Origin of the sequence: Aliiroseovarius halocynthiae, assembly GCF_007004645.1 — a bacterium.
Lineage (GTDB): Bacteria > Pseudomonadota > Alphaproteobacteria > Rhodobacterales > Rhodobacteraceae > Aliiroseovarius > Aliiroseovarius halocynthiae.
The window spans coordinates 37,875-58,025 of record NZ_ML660021.1; the positions used below are offsets into that span (position 1 = coordinate 37,875).

Consider the following 20,151-nt stretch of genomic DNA (forward strand, 5'->3'; position numbering starts at 1 on the left):
CCGGTTTTCCTATCTATCCCGCTGGATAACGAAGCGCGCGGCCTCTCGCAAGGTTTCGGCGTCGTTACCATAGGGGGAAAGTGCGTCACAGGCTTGATTTACAAGTTCTTTTGCGCGGGATTTTGCTGCTTCTAGTCCAAGAAGCGATACGAAGGTGGCTTTCCCGGCGTCCTGGTCTTTCCCGACAGCTTTTCCAACGGCGGTTGCATCCCCTTCGACATCCAGAATGTCGTCGGCAATTTGGAAGGCCAGACCCAATGCGGTGGAGTAATCTTGCAAAGGGGTAATATCCGCACCTGCCAGAACGGCACCCGCTTCGCCAGACCACCGGATCAATGCGCCAGTTTTGCCAGCTTGAAGTTCAGTGATTTCTTCAAGCGTCAAGGGGGAAGCGGCAGATTCTGCTGCGATGTCCAAAGCTTGCCCATGCACCATTCCCAATTGCCCAGCAGCACGGGCCATCGAAGCAACAAGCGGCACACGAGCGTCTGCGACGTCATCATGGGTCAACAGCTCGAACGCAAGGGTTTGCAGTGCATCGCCTACCAAAACGGCTGTGGCGTCATCCCATTTCTTATGCACGGTTGGCAGGCCACGCCGCAGGTCGTCATCATCCATGCAGGGAAGGTCATCATGAACCAGAGAGTAGGACTGGATGGCTTCAATTGCGGCGGCTGGCCAAAGCGCGCGGGTTTCGGGAACGCCATGAATGCGGGCGCCCTCGATGACCAGGAAGGCGCGCAATCCTTTGCCGCCTGCGGTGGCATAGCGCATGGGCTCCGCCAAAGCGCCCTTATCGGAAATCGCTGCGTGCAGATGCGCCCGCGCAGCCCGCGCAGTGTCGTCCAATCGGGTCTTGAACATTACAGCCCTTCGACTGGAGTGGTGCCGGTGGGGGTGCCGTTCTGATCCAACGTGATCGCGGCAACTTTTTCTTCGGCTTCTTTCAGCTTCGTTTCGCAACGCGCCTTCAGCTCGGCCCCGCGCTCGTACAGCTTGATCGAATCCTCAAGCGCCACGTCACCGCGTTCAAGCTGTCCTACGACGGCCTCAAGTTCGCGCATCGCCTCTTCAAAGGACATTTCGGTTACCGGTTTGTCGCTCATGCGCCCCGCTCCATCATCACGTTGACATAGGCCCCGACGCTGTCGCCAAGGGCTTCCAGATCATAACCGCCCTCAAGCGACGATACCACCCGTCCATCGCAGCATTTATCCGCCAGATCGCAAATGCGATGCGCAAGCCACGCGAAATCCTCGGTCTCCCATTGAAGGCCAGCCAATGGATCGCGGCGGTGGGCGTCAAAACCGGCAGAGACCAGCACAAGCTGCGGTTCATAAGGCTCTATTTCAGCTGAAATGACCCTTTCCCACGCCTCTTGCATCACCTCGCCACCGGTTGCTTCTTCAAGCGGGATGTTGATCACCTGACCAAAAGCGCCTTTCTGGTGAATGCCACCCGATCCCGGATAAAGCGGCATTTGATGCGATGACACAAAGCGCACCCGACTTTCATGCCACAGCACATCCTGCGTGCCGTTGCCGTGATGGACGTCGAAATCCAGCACGGCGATGCGATCAAGCCCATGGGCGTTGGCCGCGTGAATGGCGGCGATAGCCACGGTCGAGAACAGGCAAAAACCCATCGGTGTTGCCTTTTCCGCGTGATGTCCCGGAGGGCGGCAGGCGACAAACGCGTTTCGCGCTTCGCCTGCTATGACGCGGTCAACGGCATCGACGTTTCCACCGATGGCACGTAATGCGGCCTCGAAAGATCCGGGGGCCATGAACGTGTCGCCATCCAACTGTGCCCAACCGTCGGTCGGTTGCGCGTTTTCGATCCGCTCGAAATAGGTGCGGGAATGGCCAAGGCGCACGTGATCCAGCGTTGCAATTGGCGGTTCGGGCCGGATTAGAGACTGAAACGGAGGGGCGGAAAGGGCGGTTTCGATCGCTTCCAACCTTGCCACCTGCTCGGGGTGGCCGGGCGGGGTGATGTGGTCGAAGCTGACCGGGTGTGTGTATAGCAGCGTTGTCATGGCGCGACGCTAGGGCAATACTGACCCGACAACAAGAGAGGTTCCGATGCGCTGGATTGTCCCATTTCTTTTGGCCGCACCCCCTGCCATAGCCGAGGGGTTTACGACACAAGTTACCGCCGATTTCGATGCAAATGGTATCGCCGATCACGTCGCGCTGGTCGAGTTTGGGGACCATGGCCAAGCCGATCTGCTTCTAAAGATGGGTGGTAAATTGCAGACCATTTGGTTGCACAACCTTATTTGGGTCGGTGGGATCGGGCAGCAGCCATCGCTTACTGTTACTCCCAATGGTTCACTTCAGATGATGTCCCACAACAGCTCCATCGGTCGGAACCGGTGGGAGCAGATCCATACACTTGCCTGGCGGGACGGCGCGATGCGGGTCGTTGGATACACGTATCGCTGGTATGACACGCTGAACTTGGAAGACAGCGGAAGTTGTGATCTGAATTTGCTTACTGGGAAAGGCGAAATCTCGGAAGGGCAGGACGGCGCATCCCGTTCGATATCCGTCTCGTCTCCGGCTTTTGCCGTTCAGGATTGGCTGTTTGAGATGCCGCCGGAATGCCAGGCGCTTTTCGACTAACTGCCCGTTAATCCGGCGCCAGCATATATCCCGCACCACGTACCGTTTGCAGGTATCGCGGTTGTTTAGGGTCTATTTCAAGCTTTCGACGCAACCGCGTGATCTGTACATCCACAGCACGTTCCTGCGCCTGCCCCTGATCCCGACCCAGTTGTTCCACCAGTGACGTCCGGCTGACGGGCTCGGACAATGTGGCCGAGAAAATCTGCATCAGCTTCGCTTCGGTCGCGGTTAAGCGTATCAGAGTTTCGCCCTGCCACAGCTCGCCCCGCTCGACGTCATAAGTCTTGTCACCAAGGGTCAGGGATCTTGGGCTCTCGTCTTCGGTGGTGGTGGGCATCCGTCGCAGAATGGCATTGATCCGCAACAACAGCTCTTTGGGTTCAAAGGGTTTCGCCAGATAATCATCCGCGCCAGCCTCAAGCCCTTTGATGCGATCTTCGGTTTCACCTTTTGCCGTCAAAAGCAGAATTGGTGTGGTCAGGGTTTCGCGCAGCGATCGGGTCAGGCTGATCCCGTCTTCGCCGGGCATCATTACGTCGGTCACGATCAGGTCGAAATCCAACCCGGCCAACAAGCGGCGGGCGTGGGCCGCGTCACGCGCGGCACTGACCCAAAAGCCGTTGCGCACCAAGAATTTCTGCAACAGCCCACGAATGCGTTCGTCATCGTCGATGATCAGAAGATGTGCTTCAGGAACATCAGTCATTTGCACTTTCCTTCATCCGGGTGAAATGGCGCTGCAGATCCGGGTCCATCATTGCCTCAAGCACAGTGCGGAACCCTTGCACCGCTTCGGGTCCTGCCTCGCGATAGGCCTGCCGCATGCGTTCGCGTTGGGCGTTCGACAGTTCCTGTTCCAACACTGCCCCTTTATCGGTCAGAAACAAGTGCCGTTCGCGCTTGTCACGGGTGCCGACGCGACTTTCGACCAGCTCGTCCTTGATCAACGTCCGCAACACGCGATTCAGCGACTGTTTGGTGACGCCAAGGATGGACAGCAGGTTGTTCACAGTTGTGCCTGGGGCGCGGCTGATGAAATGCAGCGCACGGTGATGGGCGCGGCCATAGCCATATTTGTTCAAAATACGATCCGGGTCAGCAGTAAAGCCGCGATAAGCAAAGAACATCGCTTCGATGCCTTTGCGCAGCTGTTCATCCGTTAGAAACAGAAGGCCTTGCCCGCTGGGGGGCTGCCGATCACTCATGACATCCTCATCACAAATCATGTTACAGTTTTCAGTTTTATGTCAGTGTTGTTGACTTTCCAAGAATCAATTGTTAGCGATTTGCGGATTTTGCGAAATATTATGTCCGAACCGGACTGATATTGCGCAATAATTGCAAAAATCTACGGGATGATCCTGTGGCTCAGAACTGGAAAGGACGGAAACATGAGCGGATATGATGATCGCGACGGCAAGATCTGGATGGACGGCCAATTGGTCGAATGGCGCGATGCAAACGTCCATATTCTCAGCCACGCGCTGCACTATGCATCGTCGGTTTTTGAAGGCGAGCGCCTGTATGACGGGAAGATTTTCCTTAGCCGTAAACACTCGGAACGCCTGCTAAAGTCGGGCGAGTTGATGGACATGCCGATCCCCTACACCGTGGATGAAATTGAAGCCGCCAAGCGTGCGGTTGTCGAGGCAAACGGTCTGACCAACGCCTATGTTCGCGTTGTTGCGTGGCGCGGTGCGGGCGAAGATATGGGTGTTAGTTCCGCCAAGAACCCGGCCCGTATGGCCGTGGCCGCGTGGGCCTGGGGTGATTACTATGGTGACGCCAAGATGAAAGGCGCCAAGCTGGATATCGCCAAGTGGAAGCGTCCGTCGCCCGAAACCATCCCGACGGCAGCCAAAGCCGCTGGTCTTTACATGATCTGCACCATGTCCAAGCACGCGGCCGAGGCCAAGGGCTGCTCGGATGCGCTGTTCATGGACTATCGCGGTTATGTTGCCGAGGCGACCGGTGCCAACGTCTTTTTTGTGAAAGACGGAGAGGTCCACACCCCGATTCCTGACGCGATCTTGAACGGACTGACGCGCCAGACCGTGATCGGCATGTTGAAAGAAAAGGGAATCACCGTACGCGAGCGTCATATCATGCCCGAAGAACTGGCCGATTTTGAACAGTGCTGGCTGACGGGATCAGCAGCCGAGGTCACGCCGGTCGGTCAAATCGGAGACTATACCTTCGAAGTAGGCGCGCTGACCCGTGATATCGCGCAAAGTTACGAAAAACTTGTCAGAAGCTAAGACATCTTAACGCCTTGTGAACACCCGCCCCCTAGCGTTCAGCTATCTTTAAAGGGGGCGGGTGTTTTGCTGTCCAAGAACGTTAAGATACTGATAGCCATTATCGTAATCGTTGTGCTGCCCACTGCGGGCGCATTGACGTGGTATTTTGTGACCAAAGATCCAACAATCCGGCCCTTGGGTATCACCAAGCGTGCGCTGATGGCGCGTACGACAGATGAAAGCGGAATGCTGATCATCTGGATCGAATACGACCCCAGCGAAGATCAGCAGGCCAGCAAGGCGCTGGGCAACACAATCATGTTTTCGCTTGAAGCAAAGGGTGTTGTCGGAGTCGTCAAACGGCATCCCATGCCGGGGCAGGACATGTCCGTGGCCTTCGTGTTTGGGGCGTCAACCATCGGGCCCTTTCCCGCATCGAAAGCGTCATTGGGAATTAGCGCAGCCGTTGGCGCATATCGCATGGTCATCCCGCCGGAAGGCCTTGGCGGCTAGGGCATCAGAAGCCGTTCTTTGGCCCAACGTGCGGCGTCGGCGACGATGGGGTGTGGATCACGCAAATGAGGCTCTAACTTGGCCAAAAACGCGCTATCGCCCGAGTTTCCCACCGCATAAAGCACATTGCGCAAGAACCGGTCGCGGCCAATCCGCTTGATCGGGCTGCCGGAAAACTTGGCGCGAAACGCGGTGTCGTCCAGATCCAGCAGCTCGCCCAGTTTTGGCGCGACCAAGTCATCGCGTGCGGCATAGCGGATTTCCTGTGCCTCGACCGCGAACTTGTTCCACGGGCAGGCGGCCAGACAATCGTCACAGCCATAAATCCGGTTGCCCATCTTGGCGCGCAACTCTTCGGGCACGGGACCATTATGTTCAATGGTCAGATAGGAAATGCAGCGCCGCGCATCCAATTGAAACGGGGCGGGGAACGCATCGGTTGGGCAAGCATCCAGACACGAGGTGCAGGACCCGCAATTTTCCCGCCCCGGTTCATCTTCCGGCAACTCCAGCGTGGTGAAAATCGCCCCCAGAAAGAACCAGTTCCCCAGCTCGCGCGACAGAAGATTGGTGTGCTTCCCTTGCCAGCCAAGCCCGGCAGCCGCTCCCAAGGGTTTTTCCATCACGGGGGCGGTGTCGACGAAGACTTTGATTTCGCCGCCGAAGCGCTCGATCATCCATCGTCCAACGCGCTTCAGCCGCTTCTTAACGATGTCATGATAGTCTCTATTTTGGGCATAAACGCTGATTGCGGCCCGATCTGGCTGCTCAACTACCTCCATCGGATCGTGACTTGGGGTATAGGGCTCGGCCAGCATGATCACCGATTTTGCCTCGGACCACAGGGCGGCGGGGTTGCCGCGCCAATGCATCCGATCCTTCATCCAGCCCATGTCGCCATGCCGACCCTCGGCCACGAACTGCTCAAGCCGAGCGGCGATATCGGGCACCGAATCTGGCCTGCAAATGCGCGCCATGGCAAAGCCCTCGGCCTGAGCCTGCGCTATGATCTCGGCCTTGCGCGATGCGCTGTCTTCAGAAGGGGGGACGCGGCGCGGTTTGCCGCCGCGCCGGTTCAAAAGTCCAGATCCGCGTAATGCGCGGGCTGGGGGAAGCCTGGGATTTGATCCGCTAGAATCGACCGGAAGGCCGGGCGGGATTTGATCTTGGCGTACCAGTCCCGCACATTCGCGTTCCGGTTCCAATCCACGTCGCAGATATAGTCCAGTGATGACAAATGCGCCGCCGCAGCAAAGTCGGCCAGCGTCATTGTGTTTCCAGCCAGCCAGCGTCGCTGATCCAGAAGCCAACCCAAATAATCCAGATGGTATTTGATCGCCTTTGCACCAGCTTTCACGTTTTTGCTTTCGGGATATCCGGCGCCCATGACTTTCTTATTCACACGCTCGTAAAGCAGGTTTGCGGTGACTTCGTTATGAAACTTATCGTCAAACCAACTGACCAAACGGCGCACTTCGTAACGCCCTTCAGGGTCGCGCGGCAGCAGGGCAGGTTCAGGGAATTTTTCTTCCAGATATTCGCAAATTGCGGCGCTTTCGGTCAGAAGCTGCCCGTCAATTTTCAAGATCGGCACTTTGCCCGCTGGATTTCGGCGCAGAAACTCGGCACTGCGTTCCCAATATCGTTCCTCGACAAGCTCGACCTCGACCTTTTTTTCGGCAAGAGACAACCGCACTTTGCGGCAGAACGGAGAGAGCGGAACGTGGAAAAGTCGGTTCATGGGGTGCTTCTGGCTTGGGATATGTTCCGTATTGCCCTGAACGGGCTTCGGGATCAATCCTCGAAGCAATCGGCACGCCCATCCGCGCGGATCGTGGCCGCCCCATCTCGGATTGACTGAGCGCGTTTTCGCACGAAAGGAGAGGGCCGCGACGCAGAGCGTTCTTTCGGGTTTGGCAAAAGTGCTGCCAGTCTGGCGGCTTGTGTTGCGCTCAGGTCTTCCGGTCCAACGCCGAAATAGTGGCGTGCCGCGGCTTCGACGCCAAACACACCTTCGTCAAACTCGGCAATGTTCAGATAGACCTCGACGATTCGCCGCTTGGTCCAGATCAGTTCGACCGCTGGCGTCAGTCCGGCCTCAAGCAGTTTGCGAAACCATGATCGACCGTGCCACAGAAAGGTGTTCTTCACGACTTGTTGGGTTAACGTGGACGCCCCGCGATTTCCGCCATCTTCGATTGCGGCGCGGATTGCCCCCATATCAAAGCCCCAATGCCGACAGAAATTCGCGTCTTCGGCAGCCACGACCGAACGCGCCATGACTGGCGCGATTTCATCAAAGTCGACCCATTGCCGATCCGCATACCCCAAGCGCATCTTTTCCGAGATAATGTAGGGTGTGGTGGGTGGTGCCACAAAGGCATACAGCGTCACCCACAGCGCCATCAGACCGATCACACAGAACAAGACGCGTCTGATCCACCAGCGCAATCCCCGCCGCGGCTTTACCGCTTTGCTGGTCTTGCGTTTGGTTCCGGTCTTTCTGCTCGTTTTTTTCTTCGTTTTCCGGGTCACGCTTGGGTTGTCCCATACCCTGCGGGGGTGGTCAACGTTCGGCAAACAGAGACAGCCACATGTCGGCGTGCGGCGATCCAATAAAAAACGCCCGCAAGATCTGCGGGCGCTTTTGGTTTCATCTGGCGTTTACTCTGCCGGGATTGCGTCAGCTTCCAGCGTCAAAGGCGCGGGCAGCTTATTCAGCATCTCTTTCGGGCAGACCTGCAAGAAGTTGCCTTTCTCGCTGTCCCAGTGGCGCAGGATCTCGGTCGCCTTCTGGCTGCCGGTCTCGGCCACATGGCGTTCGACAAGGCCTTTGAGTTCGGCTTCCCAGTGATCAACACCAACCGGGCAGGTCACAAGGCTTTCCATATTCATATGGTCCTGTGCCTCGCCTTCCGGGTCGTACAAATAGGCCATCCCGCCCGTCATACCGGCCCCGAAGTTCGAACCGATCGAGCCCAAGATCACGGCGATACCACCGGTCATGTACTCGCACCCGTTCGAGCCACAGCCCTCGATCACGACTTTCGCGCCCGAGTTACGCACCGCGAAACGCTCGCCCGCGCGGCCAGCCGCGAACAGGTAGCCGTCGGTCGCACCATACAGAACCGTGTTGCCGATGATCGTGTTGTCCGAAGCAACCAGCGGGCTGACCAGCGGCGGACGCACAACCACGGTGCCGCCGGAAATACCCTTGGCCACATAGTCGTTTGCGTCGCCAGACACTTCGATCTTCAGGCCCGGCGCTGCAAAGGCACCCAGTGACTGACCGGCCGAGCCTTGCAGCTTTACCGTCAGGTGATCTGGCTGCAAAGAGTTCCGCATGCCGAAACGCTTCACGATATGCGACGAAATCCGCGTGCCGACCGTCCGGTGCGTGTTCTGCACCGTATAGGAAAGCTGCATTTTCTCGCCATCTTCCAGGAAACGCTGCGCGTCGCGTACAATCTCGGCGTCCAGAGTATCGGGCACGGCATTCCGGTCACGATCACGGTTGTAGACGATCTTGTCCGCACCATCGACCACCAGCAGAAGCGGGTTCAGGTCGAGGTCGTCCAAGTGCGCCGACCCACGCGACACCTGCGACAGCAGATCTGCACGGCCAATCACCTCGTCCAGCGAACGCGCGCCCAGCTCGGCCAGGATCTCGCGCACTTCTTGGGCGTAGAAGGTGATCAGGTTCACAACCTTGTCGGCATTGCCGGTGAACTTGCCACGCAGCTCTTCGTCTTGGGTGCAGACGCCAACGGGGCAGGTGTTCGACTGACACTGACGCACCATGATACAGCCCATCGCGATCAGCGCGGCGGTGCCGATGCCGTATTCCTCGGCGCCCATCATCGCGGCCATAACGATGTCACGACCGGTGCGCAGACCACCATCGGTCCGCAGCGTGACGCGCGAACGCAGGTTGTTCATGGCCAGCACTTGGTGTGCCTCGGTCAGACCCATTTCCCACGGCAGACCCGCGAACTTGATCGAGGTCGCGGGCGATGCGCCCGTGCCGCCATTGTGGCCCGAGATCAGGATCACGTCGGCCTTCGCCTTCGCAACACCGGCCGCAATCGTGCCGACGCCGGACGATGCCACCAGTTTCACCGTGACCTTACAGCGCGGGTTGATCTGCTTCAGGTCATAGATCAGCTGGGCCAGATCCTCGATCGAATAGATGTCGTGGTGTGGCGGCGGCGAGATCAGCGTCACACCTTTGGTCGAGTGGCGCAGGCGGGCAATCAGGTCGGTGACCTTCATGCCGGGCAGCTGACCACCTTCGCCGGGTTTCGCACCTTGGGCGACTTTGATCTCAAGCTCTTCACACTGGTTCAGGTATTCGGCGGTCACACCGAAACGGCCCGATGCCACCTGTTTGATCTTGGCCGAAGGGTTGTCGCCATTGGGTTCCGGGTGGAAATGTGCGGGATCTTCACCGCCCTCACCCGAATCCGACTTGGCGCCAATGCGGTTCATCGCGACGTTCAGGGTCTTGTGGGCCTCGGGCGACAACGCCCCCAGCGACATGCCCGGCGTCACGAAACGCTTGCGGATTGCGTTGATGCTTTCCACTTCTTCGATTGGAACAGGCTTGCCCATCGGTTTGATGTCCAGCAGATCACGCAGATGGATTGGCGGGTTCGACCGCATCTTGGCCGAATACTGTTTCCACATCTCGAACGAGGCACGGTCACAGGCCGATTGCATCAGGTGCATGGACTGGGCTTCCCAGGCGTGCGTCTCGCCCGAGCGGCGCGCCTTATAGAAACCACCAACCGGCAGCACCTTATCGCCGCCGCCAAAGCCTGCGGCGTGGATGCTTTCCAGTTTCTTCTGAATGCCGCCGACACCGATGCCCGAAATGCGCGAGGTCATGCCGGGGAAGTATTCCGCGACCATGGCACGCGACAGGCCGACGGCCTCGAAGTTCAGGCCGCCGCGGTAGGACGAGATGACTGAGATACCCATCTTCGCCATGATCTTCAGCAGACCTTGGTCGATGGCTTCACGATAGCGGCTGACGGCTTCGGTCAGCGAGCAGTCCAGCAGGCCACGTTCGATACGATCGGCCAAGCTGTCCTCGGCCAGATAGGCGTTCACCGTGGTCGCACCACAGCCCACCAGAACCGCGAAGTAATGCGGGTCGATACATTCTGCCGACCGCACATTCAGCGATGTGAAAGTCCGCAGACCTTTCTTGACCAGCCAGCTGTGCACGGCCGATGTCGCAAGGATCATCGGCATCGCCACACGGGCGTCGCCCTGTGCTTGATCGGTCAGGACAAGGTGACCAGCACCCGAGCGCACGGCCTCTTCCGCTTGGGCGCGGATGTCTTCCAGTGCGACGTGCAGTTCAGCCTCGCTACCGCCGGCTGGGAAGGTACAGTCGATCTCGGTCACGGATGTTTCGAAGGATTCGATCAGCTTCACAAACTGCTCGTTGCCAACAAACGGGCTTTCCAGCACGACGATTTCCGTCTGCGCGCCGCTTTCGTCCAGCACGTTTTTCAGGTTACCGAAGCGTGTCTTCAGCGACATCACGCGGTATTCGCGCAGACTGTCGATCGGCGGGTTCGTCACCTGGCTGAAGTTCTGGCGGAAGAAGTGGCTTAGCGGGCGGTACTTGTTCGACAGAACCGCTGACGGGGTGTCGTCGCCCATCGAGGCCAGCGTTTCCTTGCCGTCTTCGGCCATCGGGGCCAAGATCTGCTCAAGCTCTTCCAGCGTATAGCCAGCAGCCACCTGACGGCGACGCAGCTCATCGCCCGTGAACAGCGGCTTTTCTTCGATCTGCGACAGGTTTTCTTCCATGTCGTTGATCTTGCCGACCCAGTCGCCAAATGGCTGGGCCGCGGCCAGTTTGTTCTTGATTTCAACGTCGTGGTACAGCTTGCCTTCTTTGGTATCCACGGCCAGTAGCTGACCCGGACCAAGCGCACCTTTTTCCACAACCGTGGCTTCGTCAGTCGGGACCATGCCCGCTTCTGAACCCGCAATAACCAGACCGTCACCCGTTACGACATAGCGCATCGGGCGCAGGCCGTTCCGATCCAGACCGGCACAGACCCAGCGACCATCGGTCATGGCAAGGGCGGCGGGGCCGTCCCATGGCTCCATCACTGAGTTGCAATAGGAATACATGTCCTTCCACGCTTGCGGCAGGTCGATGGCTTGCTTGGACCAGCTTTCCGGCACCAGCATGGTTTTCGCCATCGGGGCCGAACGACCCGCGCGCACCATAACCTCGAACACCGCATCAAGCGCGGCCGAGTCAGACGAGCCGTTGGGCACGATCGGCTTGATGTCTTCGGCAAGGTCACCAAAGAAGGACGAGGCCATGCGGATCTCGTGCGACTTCATCCAGTTCAGGTTGCCCTTCAGCGTGTTGATTTCGCCGTTATGGGCCAGCATGCGGAAGGGTTGCGCCAGCCACCACTGCGGGAAGGTGTTGGTCGAATAACGCTGGTGATAGATCGCGAAGGTGGATTTGAAGCGTTCGTCCATCAGGTCGGGATAAAAAACCGCAACCTGCTCGGCCAGCATCATACCTTTATAGATGATCGAGCGGCAGGACAGCGACGCGATATACAGGTCGTTGATCTGCGACGCAGCGGCGGCTTTTTCGATCCGGCGACGGATGGCATAAAGCTCGCGTTCGAACTGCTCTTCATCGACACCTTTCGAGTTCGAGATCAGGATTTGCTCGATCTCAGGGCGCGTGGCGTTGGCCTTGTCGCCCAGACAATCGATGTCGACGGGAACGTGGCGCCAGCCATAGATGTAATAGCCCATTTTCAGGACTTCGGTTTCCACGATCGTCCGGCAGGTTTCCTGTGCGCCAAAATCCGTGCGGGGCAGGAAGACCTGACCAACCGCGATCAGCTGATCTTCGTTCGGTTCATGACCCGTGCGACGGATCTGATCATAGAAGAACGGCACCGGGATCTGCACATGGATGCCAGCACCGTCACCGGTCTTGCCGTCCGCGTCCACAGCCCCACGGTGCCAAATGGCTTTCAGCGCATCAATGCCCGCTTCGACCACTTTGCGTGTCGGTTTGCCATCGACGGCAACCACAAGGCCCACACCGCACGAGCTGTGCTCGTCTTCTTCGCGATACAGGCTGTGTTCGTTCATGAAGGTGCGCTTGGCTTCCTCGCGGCGGACCCAGTTTTCATCGTATTTCGTCATTTCGGCTCTCCTTGCGGATGGGCGTGGGCGACACGATGGTTTGGGGTGCCCGGCATGCCCAGAGGTGTGATTATTCGGCGGCGACAGCGGTGCGTGCGTTCAGGCTGTCCAGAATGCTGGCACCTGCTTCGCGACCGTCACGGATGGCCCAAACGACCAGCGAAGCACCGCGTACGATGTCACCGACGGCCCAGACGCCATCCAGATCAGTCTTATGCGTGCCAAAGGCGGCTTTCACGGTGCCCCAGCGGGTCACGGGAAGATCCTTTTCGCCCCACAGGGTCGGCAGGTCTTCGGGCTCGAAACCCAGCGCCTTGATCACCAGATCGGCCTCTTCCGTGTAATCCGAGCTTTCGATCACTTCCGGGCTGCGACGGCCCGAGGCATCCGGTGCGCCAAGACGCATCTTCTGCACAATCACCCCATTCACCGGATTGCCCGAGAAGCCCTTCGGAGCCGACAGCCAGACGAATTCCACGCCTTCTTCTTCGGCATTCTGCGTTTCGCGTTGCGAGCCGGGCATGTTGGCGCGGTCGCGGCGATACAGACATTTCACCGACTTGGCGCCCTGACGAATCGCTGTGCGCACACAGTCCATTGCGGTGTCACCGCCGCCGATGACGACAATGTTCTTGCCTTCGGCATTCAGCGCGCCGCTTTCGAATTCCGGCACGGTGTCGCCAAAGCTCAGCTTGTTCGAGCAGGTCAGATAGTCCAACGCGGGCACGATACCCTGCGCGCCTGCACCCGGTCCCGACAGGTCACGGCCTTTATAAACGCCGGTGGCCAGCAGAACCGCGTCGTTCTGGGCGCGAATGTCTTGGAAGGTGATGTCGCCGCCGACATTGCAGTTCAGAACGAACTCAACACCCGCATCTTCCAGCAACTTCACACGGCGCATAACCACGTCTTTTTCCAGCTTGAAACCGGGGATGCCATAGGTCAGCAGCCCGCCCGCGCGGTCGTGGCGGTCATAGACGGTGACTTTCACGCCAGCGCGTACCAGAACGTCAGCCGCAGCAAGACCACCGGGGCCTGCGCCAATGATGGCAACCTTTTCGGACCGGTCCGCAACCGGTGTAATGTCTTCGACCCAGCCGTTTTCCCAAGCCGTGTCGGTGATGTATTTCTCGACCGCGCCGATGGTGACGGTGCCGTGGCCGGACTGTTCAATCACGCAATTGCCTTCGCACAGACGGTCCTGCGGGCAGATGCGGCCGCAGATCTCGGGGAAGGTGTTGGTGGATTGGCTGAGGGCATATGCCTCTTTCAACCGGCCTGTCGCGGTCATGCGCAGCCAATCGGGGATGTTGTTGTGCAGCGGGCAATGCGACTGGCAATAAGGTACACCACATTGGCTGCAGCGGCTGGCCTGCTCTTCAGCCTTCTGGGCGGCAAATTCGGCGTAGATTTCGTTGAAATCTTCTTTGCGGGTTTCAGCGGTGCGTTTCGAGGGCATATCCCGATCGACCGACACGAATTTCAACATTGGCTGCTTTGCCATCCTGGCTCTCCCTCGGCTGGCCCTTTGCGGGCAGGTCGTTGGCTTGGAGTTTGGCTTGTAAGGGGACTCGGAAAAAAAGAAAAGTCAATAATGCTGACATAAATGCAGAAATATTTGCTAATTTCCAGAAAATTCCGGTCAGTCATACAAATAATAGGTCATAATATCTTACCTACAATAGCTCTTTCCTTTCCGACCCGCTGCGTTAGCTTGCCGCCAATCACCATTTCCAAGGATCCGAGCATGTCGCTTGCCCACATTCTTTTGGTCGCCATCATTCAGGGAATCACCGAGTTTTTGCCGGTCTCGTCATCGGGCCATCTGGTGTTGGTCCCGCATTTGACGGGTCTTCCGGATCAGGGGTTGGCGATTGATGTGGCCGTCCATATCGGCACGTTGGTTGCGGTTGTGGTGTATTTCTGGCGCGATGTGCGGATCGGGTTGGCTGGTATTCCCCGAATGCTGATAGGCAAAATCGATACGCCGGGGGCAAAGCTTGCGTTCTTGTTGGTCGTCGCCACCATTCCAGCGATCGTGCTTGGGCTGATCTTTAAGGTGTCCGGGCTGAGTGATCAAATGCGGTCGATTAAGGTGATTGCGTGGACGATGATCATTTTCGGACTCGTGCTGTATTGGGTCGATCAGAAGGGTGCCGAGCAGAAACAGGCAGGTGATTGGAGCTTGCGTGACGCGGTCATCATGGGGCTTTGGCAGGCGCTTGCGCTGATCCCCGGCACGTCACGATCTGGGGCGACAATCTCGGGTGCGCGGGCGCTGGGGTATACGCGTGCAGATGGGGCGAAGCTTGCAATGCTGATGTCGATCCCGACGATTATTGCGTCGGGCGTTCTGTTGGGGGCCGAGGTTGCAGCCAATGCCGACGCACAGATTGCCCGTGATGGCGCGATTGCGGCGGTGTTTTCATGTGTTGCTGCGCTCTTGGCGCTCAGCCTGATGATGCGGCTGCTGCAATCCGTCAGCTTCACGCCTTACGTGATTTACCGGATCGCGCTGGGCGTGCTGCTGCTGGGCATTGCCTATCTCTAGCAAAAAAGGCGCGGAAGACCGCGCCCTTTTGTATCTGATGCTCCGTCGGCTTAACCGTCGGTGCGCAGGTTCTTTGCCGAGCTTTGGATTTCGGCGTACTGCCCGCCAGCGCGGAAACGCCACAAATAGTCCGGTAGGATCGCAGCCATGGCACGTGGGGTGATGCCCAGATCGGCAAAGCCCTTGGCGTCCTCCGCAACCACATTGTCATAGCCCAAGCTGGTCACCTGATCACGGGTCAGTGGCGATGCAATCAGCCCGCCCGAGATCCACTGGATCATGTCAAAGATACCGGCCTGAAGCCGCGCGATGCCGAAAGGCAGGTTCAGAACCAGACGACGGCGCTGCGTGATTTTCAGCATCCGGTCGATCGACTGGCGCAACGTCTCGACGTCCGGGCCGCCCAGTTCATAGATCCCAGCCTCGACCTGCCCCAGAACGGCAGCCTCGGCAGCTTTGGCCACGTCGTCGACGTGAACCGGCTGGAACTTGGTGTTGCCGCCGGTGATCGGAAGGATCGGCCCGAAGCGGGTCATGTTAGCGAAGCGGTTGAAGAACTGGTCTTCGCTTCCGAAGATGACCGACGGGCGCAAGATCACAGCCTTAGGGAAGGCGGCTTTCACATCGGCCTCGCCTTTCGCCTTGGTCTGCGCATATTCGCTTTTGCTGTTTTCATCGGCGCCAATGGCAGACAGCTGAACCAGCTGGCCCACGTTTTCTTCGATCGCGATGCGGGCCACACGGCCAGCGCCATCGTGATGCACCGCATCAAAGCTGTTCTTCCCGATCGAGTTCAGGACGCCCACGCAGTTCACAACCGCATCCGCGCCTTGCATCGCGGCGCGGACTGAATCGTCGTCGCGGATGTTGCACAGGATCGGCTCGACCTGACCCACGGCGCCATAGGGTTTCACAAACAGCGCTTCGTTTGGGCGGCGGACAGCGACGCGCACGCGCCAGCCCTGTTTGGCCATGCGGCGGGCGATATAGCGCCCGACAAAGCCCGAACCGCCATAAATCGTGACCAGCTTAGACATGGAAACTCTCCTTGAATTCCTTGGCTTTTGAATAGCTTTCCACGCGCGTTTGGGCAAGGTGCAAACGGAATCGAAGAAAAGCAGCGAAATGCGGTTGACACTCTTCACCCGCCACACTAAATCCCCCTTCACCAACCCGTGCCCAGATGGCGGAATTGGTAGACGCGCTAGCTTCAGGTGCTAGTGTCCGTATGGACGTGGAGGTTCGAGTCCTCTTCTGGGCACCACAAAACTTCGCAAGAGCTTAGTTTTGAACGGTTTTTCAAATCCCAAAATCAGCCCACCTTTTAGACCACCTGATAGCTTGCCCGCTTTCGCCACGGAAAAACTATTCTCACTCCAAGTCTGTTTGGCGTTTCGCGGGATCGCGACGACTTACACCCCCAGTACCTCCCCTAACTTTTGCGTCACAGGTCTCAATGGATCAACAAATCCCAAATCGTAGATCAAGGTCGTATCAAGATTTCCACGATGATCCACATAGTGCGACACATCTTCTCGTCGCACGCCTTGTCCGACCATCATCATGGATATCGCCATGCGTTTGAGATCGTAGAGCTGGAAATGGCTCGGCACGCCGTCTAGCTGTTTGAACCGCTTGATGGCCCGTTGGAAGTTGTCGCGTGGTTGCATTTGATCAGCGTGATTGGGAAAGAGGAGATCGCTCTCCGGCCATCGCGCACGTTGATGCCGTACCAGTTCGGCGACTTTTGGATGGATTGGCACGGATCTAAACGCATATTCATATGTCGAGCGGGAGAGTTTGATCCCCTTGGTGTTGTGCTTGTGCCAGATGAGTCTGTCTAAATCGAAATGTTCAAACCGGGCTGTTTTGACCTCTATTGGCCGCGCCATTGTGAGGAACAATATGCCCATGTAATTGCATAGCTCGACAAGCTGATCGTGATTTTGCGTTGCATGACCTGCTTTGAGCGCTGCGACTTGCTTCTCACGCCCCGACAGTCCCTCTAGGCTTACAACCTGCCGCATCGGTGGGTTGAACACATGCCTTGCAATCTCTTTCACTTGTTCTGGCGTATAGTCGCGCCGCTGCTTGATCATTTTTCGCATTTGAAATGGCGAGCATGGATTGCGCATATCCACGATTTGCATGCGGATCACCCAATTGAACAAAGCCCGCAACTGGCGCAGTGTGTTGTTTGCGATGCTGTCTGCTGAGATCCGCTGCAAGTATGGACCAATATGCTGGGGGGTTAGATCGGCCACTAACGTGTCCCGATACATCTCACCAAGGGTTAAGCGAGTTGAGCGCTTTGCCCCTCGGTTCCGGTTTTTGGGTGTTGCGCGGGTCCATGGAGCGATAAGCCTGCTGAACTCTGCATGATGTGACGGTGCTTTGGATGGGAGGTGTTGCTCAAAATAAGCGTCGATGACGTCGCCGAGCGTTTCGCCATATTTCTTCCGATAGTCGGTCTTCATGTTTTCATCCGGGTCGATCCCTGCCGCAATATCGTTGTTGCGCTGCAAAACCATAAACCGTGCAGATGTCACATTCATCGTGTCTGGGCAGCCAATCACGCTGCGCCGATGCTTGCCGTTGAATCTGAAGGAATGAACAAAAGACTTTGCGCCATGCGCAGTTACTCGCAGCCCCAGCCCGGAAACCGACCCGTTGCGGGTTTTCCGTCGATCCCCTGGACCAGTCACGGTTTGATGCCGCTCTGTTTGCTCACTCAAGCAGCCTTTTTTCAAAAACCAAGGGGCTTTTCCCGCCGAGGGCTGAGTGCCTGCGTCGTAGATTGTAGAAGCCGTTAATGTATTCGAAGGTGGCCATTTCAGCATCGCGTCGTGCCCGCCAAGACCTCTTCCACAGCAGTTCAGCCTTGATTGCTTTGTAGAACGTCTCGACAGCTGCGTTGTCGGGTGATTGTGAGGGGAAGTGATGGGTGGAATCATGAAGTTCTTATGCGGGAAACGAACTGATCGCAATGCGGAGCCGGCCAACATCATATCGGTTTCCACGCGCTTTGTGTGTGCAGAAAACAAACTCTGTGGGCTGATGGTTTGGTGGGTCATACTCCATAAATTCGAGTTGGAGATCCGATGCGGGTAGCTTATTTCCTTGATGCTTTCAAAACTGCTAGTAAGACTTGCGCGAGGGTCACTCTGATCTGCGTCACAGTTTTCCTTAAGCTTGATATGCAGCTTATAGGTCCTCCCGATTGAGGGAGGTGAGCCTCTCGGTAAGTAAAAAACCTTTATTATCAATATTTTACCAATTTATCATTTAGTGCATGCGCCCTGTGCATACCTTATTCGATATCGGCATTTGCGCCCATCTTCCCAGGCGGCTAGCGTTCTGGTCACAACCACAGGGGAGTAAATCCATGACAAAATTTGTCCGTAGCCTTGCGGCCGTAGCCGCAGTGGCAACGTTGGCATCGGCAGCAAATGCCGAAACCACCGTGCGCGTTGCTTATGACGCTGACCCGGTATCGATGGACCCGCATGAACAGCTGTCTGGCGGCACGCTTCAGCTGTCGCACATGGTCTTTGACCCGCTGGTGCGCTGGACCAAGGATCTTCAGTTCGAAGCCCGTCTGGCCGAAAGCTGGGAACAGATCGACGACACCACCATGCGCTTCAAGCTGAAGAACGGCGTGAAGTTCCACTCGGGCAACATGTTGACCGCGAAAGACGTGGACTGGACCTTCGACCGCTTGAAGGCCAGTGACGATTTCAAAGGCATCTTCGCACCCTTCACGGATGTTGAAGTTGTCGATGACATGACCTTCGACCTGAAAACAGCCGAGCCTTATCCGCTGGTGCTGCACACCGCGACATACATCTTCCCGATGGACAGCGCGTTTTATACCGGCACCACCGATGACGGCAAAGACAAGTCGGAAATCGTGAAGCACGGCGACAGCTTCGCATCGCGCAACATCTCGGGTACTGGCCCGTTTGTTGTGTCCGAGCGTGAGCAGGGCGTTAAAGTGGTCTTCGATCGTTTTGACGGTTACTGGGATACTGAAACAGCTGGCAACGTCGACAAGATCATCCTGACCCCGATTAAAGAAGACCCGACCCGTGTGGCCGCGCTTCTGTCGGGCGATGTAGACTTCATCGCGCCGGTTCCGCCGACCGATCTGAAACGCGTTGGCGATGCTGACGGTGTTGATCTGATCACCATGGCTGGCACGCGTATCATCACGTTCCAGATGAACCAGAACCGCGTTGAAGCTCTGAAAGATCCGAAGGTGCGTCTGGCGATCGACTATGCCGTGAACAACGCAGGTATCGTTGACCGCATCATGCGTGGCTTCGGCACCGTTGGTGCACAGGCATCGCCCGCTGGTTATCTGGGTCACGACCCAGCAATCACGCCGCGTTTCGATCTGGAAAAAGCGAAGGCCTTGATGGCTGAAGCTGGTTATGCTGACGGTTTCTCGATCACTATGATGGCGCCGAACAACCGCTATGTGAACGACGACAAGATCGCACAGGCTGTTGCGTCGATGCTGTCTCAGATCAACATCAAGGTTGACCTGCAGACCATGCCGAAAGCCCAATACTGGCCCAAGTTCGACGAGCGCGCTGCTGACATGATGATGATCGGCTGGCACGCAGATACCGAAGATTCGGCGAACTTCCACCAGTTCCTGTCGGCCTGCCCAGATGAAGCGACCGGCAACGGTCAGTACAACTCGGGTGCATATTGCAACGCAGAAGCTGATGCGCTGATGAACGCGTCGAACAGCGAAACCGATCCGGCAAAACGTGCAGAGCAACTGCAGAAGCTGGAAAATATCCTGTACGATGAAGCAGCCTTCATTCCGCTGCACTGGCAGAACCTGGCTTGGGGATCGAAGTCGAACATGAACTCGACTGACATCGTCAACGCTCTGAACTTCCCCTACTTCGGCGATCTGGTCGTCCAGTAAGGAGAATACATCCGGGCCAGCCATGTGTTGGCCCGGACCCACATCCGCTTGCGCGTGTGAACCCCTTCGGCC

General features: G+C 57.4%; 17 protein-coding genes, 1 tRNA gene and 1 pseudogene. 6 read left to right on the forward strand and 13 right to left on the reverse strand.

All coding sequences use genetic code 11. From position 1 onward, the window contains the following. Positions 1 to 9: 9 nt before the first annotated feature. Genes FIL88_RS10705 through FIL88_RS10715 form a run of 3 tightly spaced genes read right to left on the reverse strand, consistent with a single transcriptional unit; the run spans position 10 to position 2,038 of the window. On the reverse strand, positions 10 to 864 hold the full coding sequence (locus tag FIL88_RS10705) for a polyprenyl synthetase family protein (protein WP_142853869.1): 855 nt from the start codon (positions 862 to 864) through the stop codon (positions 10 to 12). Next, the gene (locus tag FIL88_RS10710) at positions 864 to 1,106 is read right to left on the reverse strand and encodes an exodeoxyribonuclease VII small subunit (RefSeq protein ID WP_142853870.1); all 243 of its coding nucleotides are present in this window, start codon (positions 1,104 to 1,106) and stop codon (positions 864 to 866) included. The genes FIL88_RS10705 and FIL88_RS10710 overlap by 1 nt, the downstream gene beginning before the upstream one ends. Next, positions 1,103 to 2,038: a histone deacetylase family protein gene (locus FIL88_RS10715; protein ID WP_142853871.1), complete on the reverse strand. Its 936-nt coding sequence runs from the start codon at positions 2,036 to 2,038 to the stop codon at positions 1,103 to 1,105. The genes FIL88_RS10710 and FIL88_RS10715 overlap by 4 nt, the downstream gene beginning before the upstream one ends. A 46-nt stretch (positions 2,039 to 2,084) precedes the next feature. On the opposite strand from FIL88_RS10715, the gene FIL88_RS10720 reads away from it, so the two are divergent. Next, positions 2,085 to 2,627 carry a hypothetical protein gene (locus tag FIL88_RS10720; RefSeq protein WP_142853872.1) on the forward strand — a complete coding sequence of 181 codons (543 nt, stop codon included), beginning with the start codon at positions 2,085 to 2,087 and terminating at the stop codon, positions 2,625 to 2,627. Between the two features lie 7 nt (positions 2,628 to 2,634). Here the strand turns inward: FIL88_RS10720 and FIL88_RS10725 are convergent, their stop codons facing one another. Then, positions 2,635 to 3,336, reverse strand: a complete 702-nt coding sequence (locus tag FIL88_RS10725) for a response regulator (protein WP_142853873.1) — start codon at positions 3,334 to 3,336, stop codon at positions 2,635 to 2,637. Next, complete coding sequence (locus FIL88_RS10730) at positions 3,329 to 3,835, reverse strand: MarR family winged helix-turn-helix transcriptional regulator (RefSeq protein ID WP_142853874.1); 507 nt, start codon at positions 3,833 to 3,835, stop codon at positions 3,329 to 3,331. Before FIL88_RS10730 ends, FIL88_RS10725 begins: the two co-directional genes overlap by 8 nt. A gap of 186 nt (positions 3,836 to 4,021) precedes the next feature. Between FIL88_RS10730 and FIL88_RS10735 the strand changes: the two genes are divergently transcribed. Both FIL88_RS10735 and FIL88_RS10740 read left to right on the forward strand, forming a co-directional pair. After that, entirely contained in the window at positions 4,022 to 4,888 is an 867-nt protein-coding gene (locus FIL88_RS10735; protein ID WP_142853875.1) for a branched-chain amino acid aminotransferase, read from the forward strand. 66 nt (positions 4,889 to 4,954) lie between these two features. Beyond that, entirely contained in the window at positions 4,955 to 5,383 is a 429-nt protein-coding gene (locus tag FIL88_RS10740; protein WP_142853876.1) for a hypothetical protein, read from the forward strand. Here the strand turns inward: FIL88_RS10740 and queG are convergent. The 5 genes from queG to FIL88_RS10765 form a co-directional block, all read right to left on the reverse strand. Continuing rightward, positions 5,380 to 6,393, reverse strand: coding sequence for a tRNA epoxyqueuosine(34) reductase QueG (queG, locus tag FIL88_RS10745; protein WP_281281307.1), 1,014 nt, complete (start codon positions 6,391 to 6,393; stop codon positions 5,380 to 5,382). The genes FIL88_RS10740 and queG overlap by 4 nt on opposite strands. Positions 6,394 to 6,458: 65 nt before the next feature. Beyond that, the gene (fzlA, locus tag FIL88_RS10750) at positions 6,459 to 7,124 is read right to left on the reverse strand and encodes an FtsZ-binding protein FzlA (RefSeq protein WP_142853877.1); all 666 of its coding nucleotides are present in this window, start codon (positions 7,122 to 7,124) and stop codon (positions 6,459 to 6,461) included. Positions 7,125 to 7,177: 53 nt separating this feature from the next. Further along, positions 7,178 to 7,918 carry a monofunctional biosynthetic peptidoglycan transglycosylase gene (gene mtgA / locus FIL88_RS10755; RefSeq protein WP_142853878.1) on the reverse strand — a complete coding sequence of 247 codons (741 nt, stop codon included), beginning with the start codon at positions 7,916 to 7,918 and terminating at the stop codon, positions 7,178 to 7,180. Positions 7,919 to 8,047: 129 nt separating this feature from the next. After that, a complete protein-coding gene (gltB, locus tag FIL88_RS10760; protein ID WP_142853879.1) occupies positions 8,048 to 12,586 on the reverse strand; it encodes a glutamate synthase large subunit in 4,539 nt (1,512 codons plus the stop codon). Between the two features lie 70 nt (positions 12,587 to 12,656). After that, positions 12,657 to 14,090: an NAD(P)-dependent oxidoreductase gene (locus FIL88_RS10765; RefSeq protein ID WP_142853880.1), complete on the reverse strand. Its 1,434-nt coding sequence runs from the start codon at positions 14,088 to 14,090 to the stop codon at positions 12,657 to 12,659. A 243-nt stretch (positions 14,091 to 14,333) separates the two neighbouring features. Here FIL88_RS10765 and FIL88_RS10770 point away from each other — a divergent pair, with 243 nt between their 5' ends. Further along, positions 14,334 to 15,137 (forward strand): undecaprenyl-diphosphate phosphatase, encoded by an 804-nt coding sequence (locus tag FIL88_RS10770; protein WP_142853881.1) that lies wholly within the window; start codon positions 14,334 to 14,336, stop codon positions 15,135 to 15,137. Between the two features lie 50 nt (positions 15,138 to 15,187). On the opposite strand, the gene FIL88_RS10775 is transcribed toward FIL88_RS10770, so the two are convergent. After that, on the reverse strand, positions 15,188 to 16,174 hold the full coding sequence (locus FIL88_RS10775; protein ID WP_142853882.1) for a complex I NDUFA9 subunit family protein: 987 nt from the start codon (positions 16,172 to 16,174) through the stop codon (positions 15,188 to 15,190). A 140-nt stretch (positions 16,175 to 16,314) separates the two neighbouring features. Here FIL88_RS10775 and FIL88_RS10780 point away from each other — a divergent pair. After that, positions 16,315 to 16,401: transfer RNA gene (locus FIL88_RS10780), tRNA-Leu, on the forward strand. A 148-nt stretch (positions 16,402 to 16,549) separates the two neighbouring features. Here the strand turns inward: FIL88_RS10780 and FIL88_RS10785 are convergent. Further along, on the reverse strand, positions 16,550 to 17,842 hold the full coding sequence (locus FIL88_RS10785) for a tyrosine-type recombinase/integrase (RefSeq protein ID WP_246066697.1): 1,293 nt from the start codon (positions 17,840 to 17,842) through the stop codon (positions 16,550 to 16,552). 22 nt (positions 17,843 to 17,864) lie between these two features. Beyond that, a pseudogene (locus FIL88_RS16935) lies at positions 17,865 to 18,056 on the reverse strand (IS3 family transposase); the annotation flags it as partial. A 466-nt stretch (positions 18,057 to 18,522) separates the two neighbouring features. On the opposite strand from FIL88_RS16935, the gene FIL88_RS10790 reads away from it, so the two are divergent. Next, on the forward strand, positions 18,523 to 20,079 hold the full coding sequence (locus tag FIL88_RS10790) for an ABC transporter substrate-binding protein (RefSeq protein ID WP_142853884.1): 1,557 nt from the start codon (positions 18,523 to 18,525) through the stop codon (positions 20,077 to 20,079). Positions 20,080 to 20,151 lie beyond the last annotated feature (72 nt).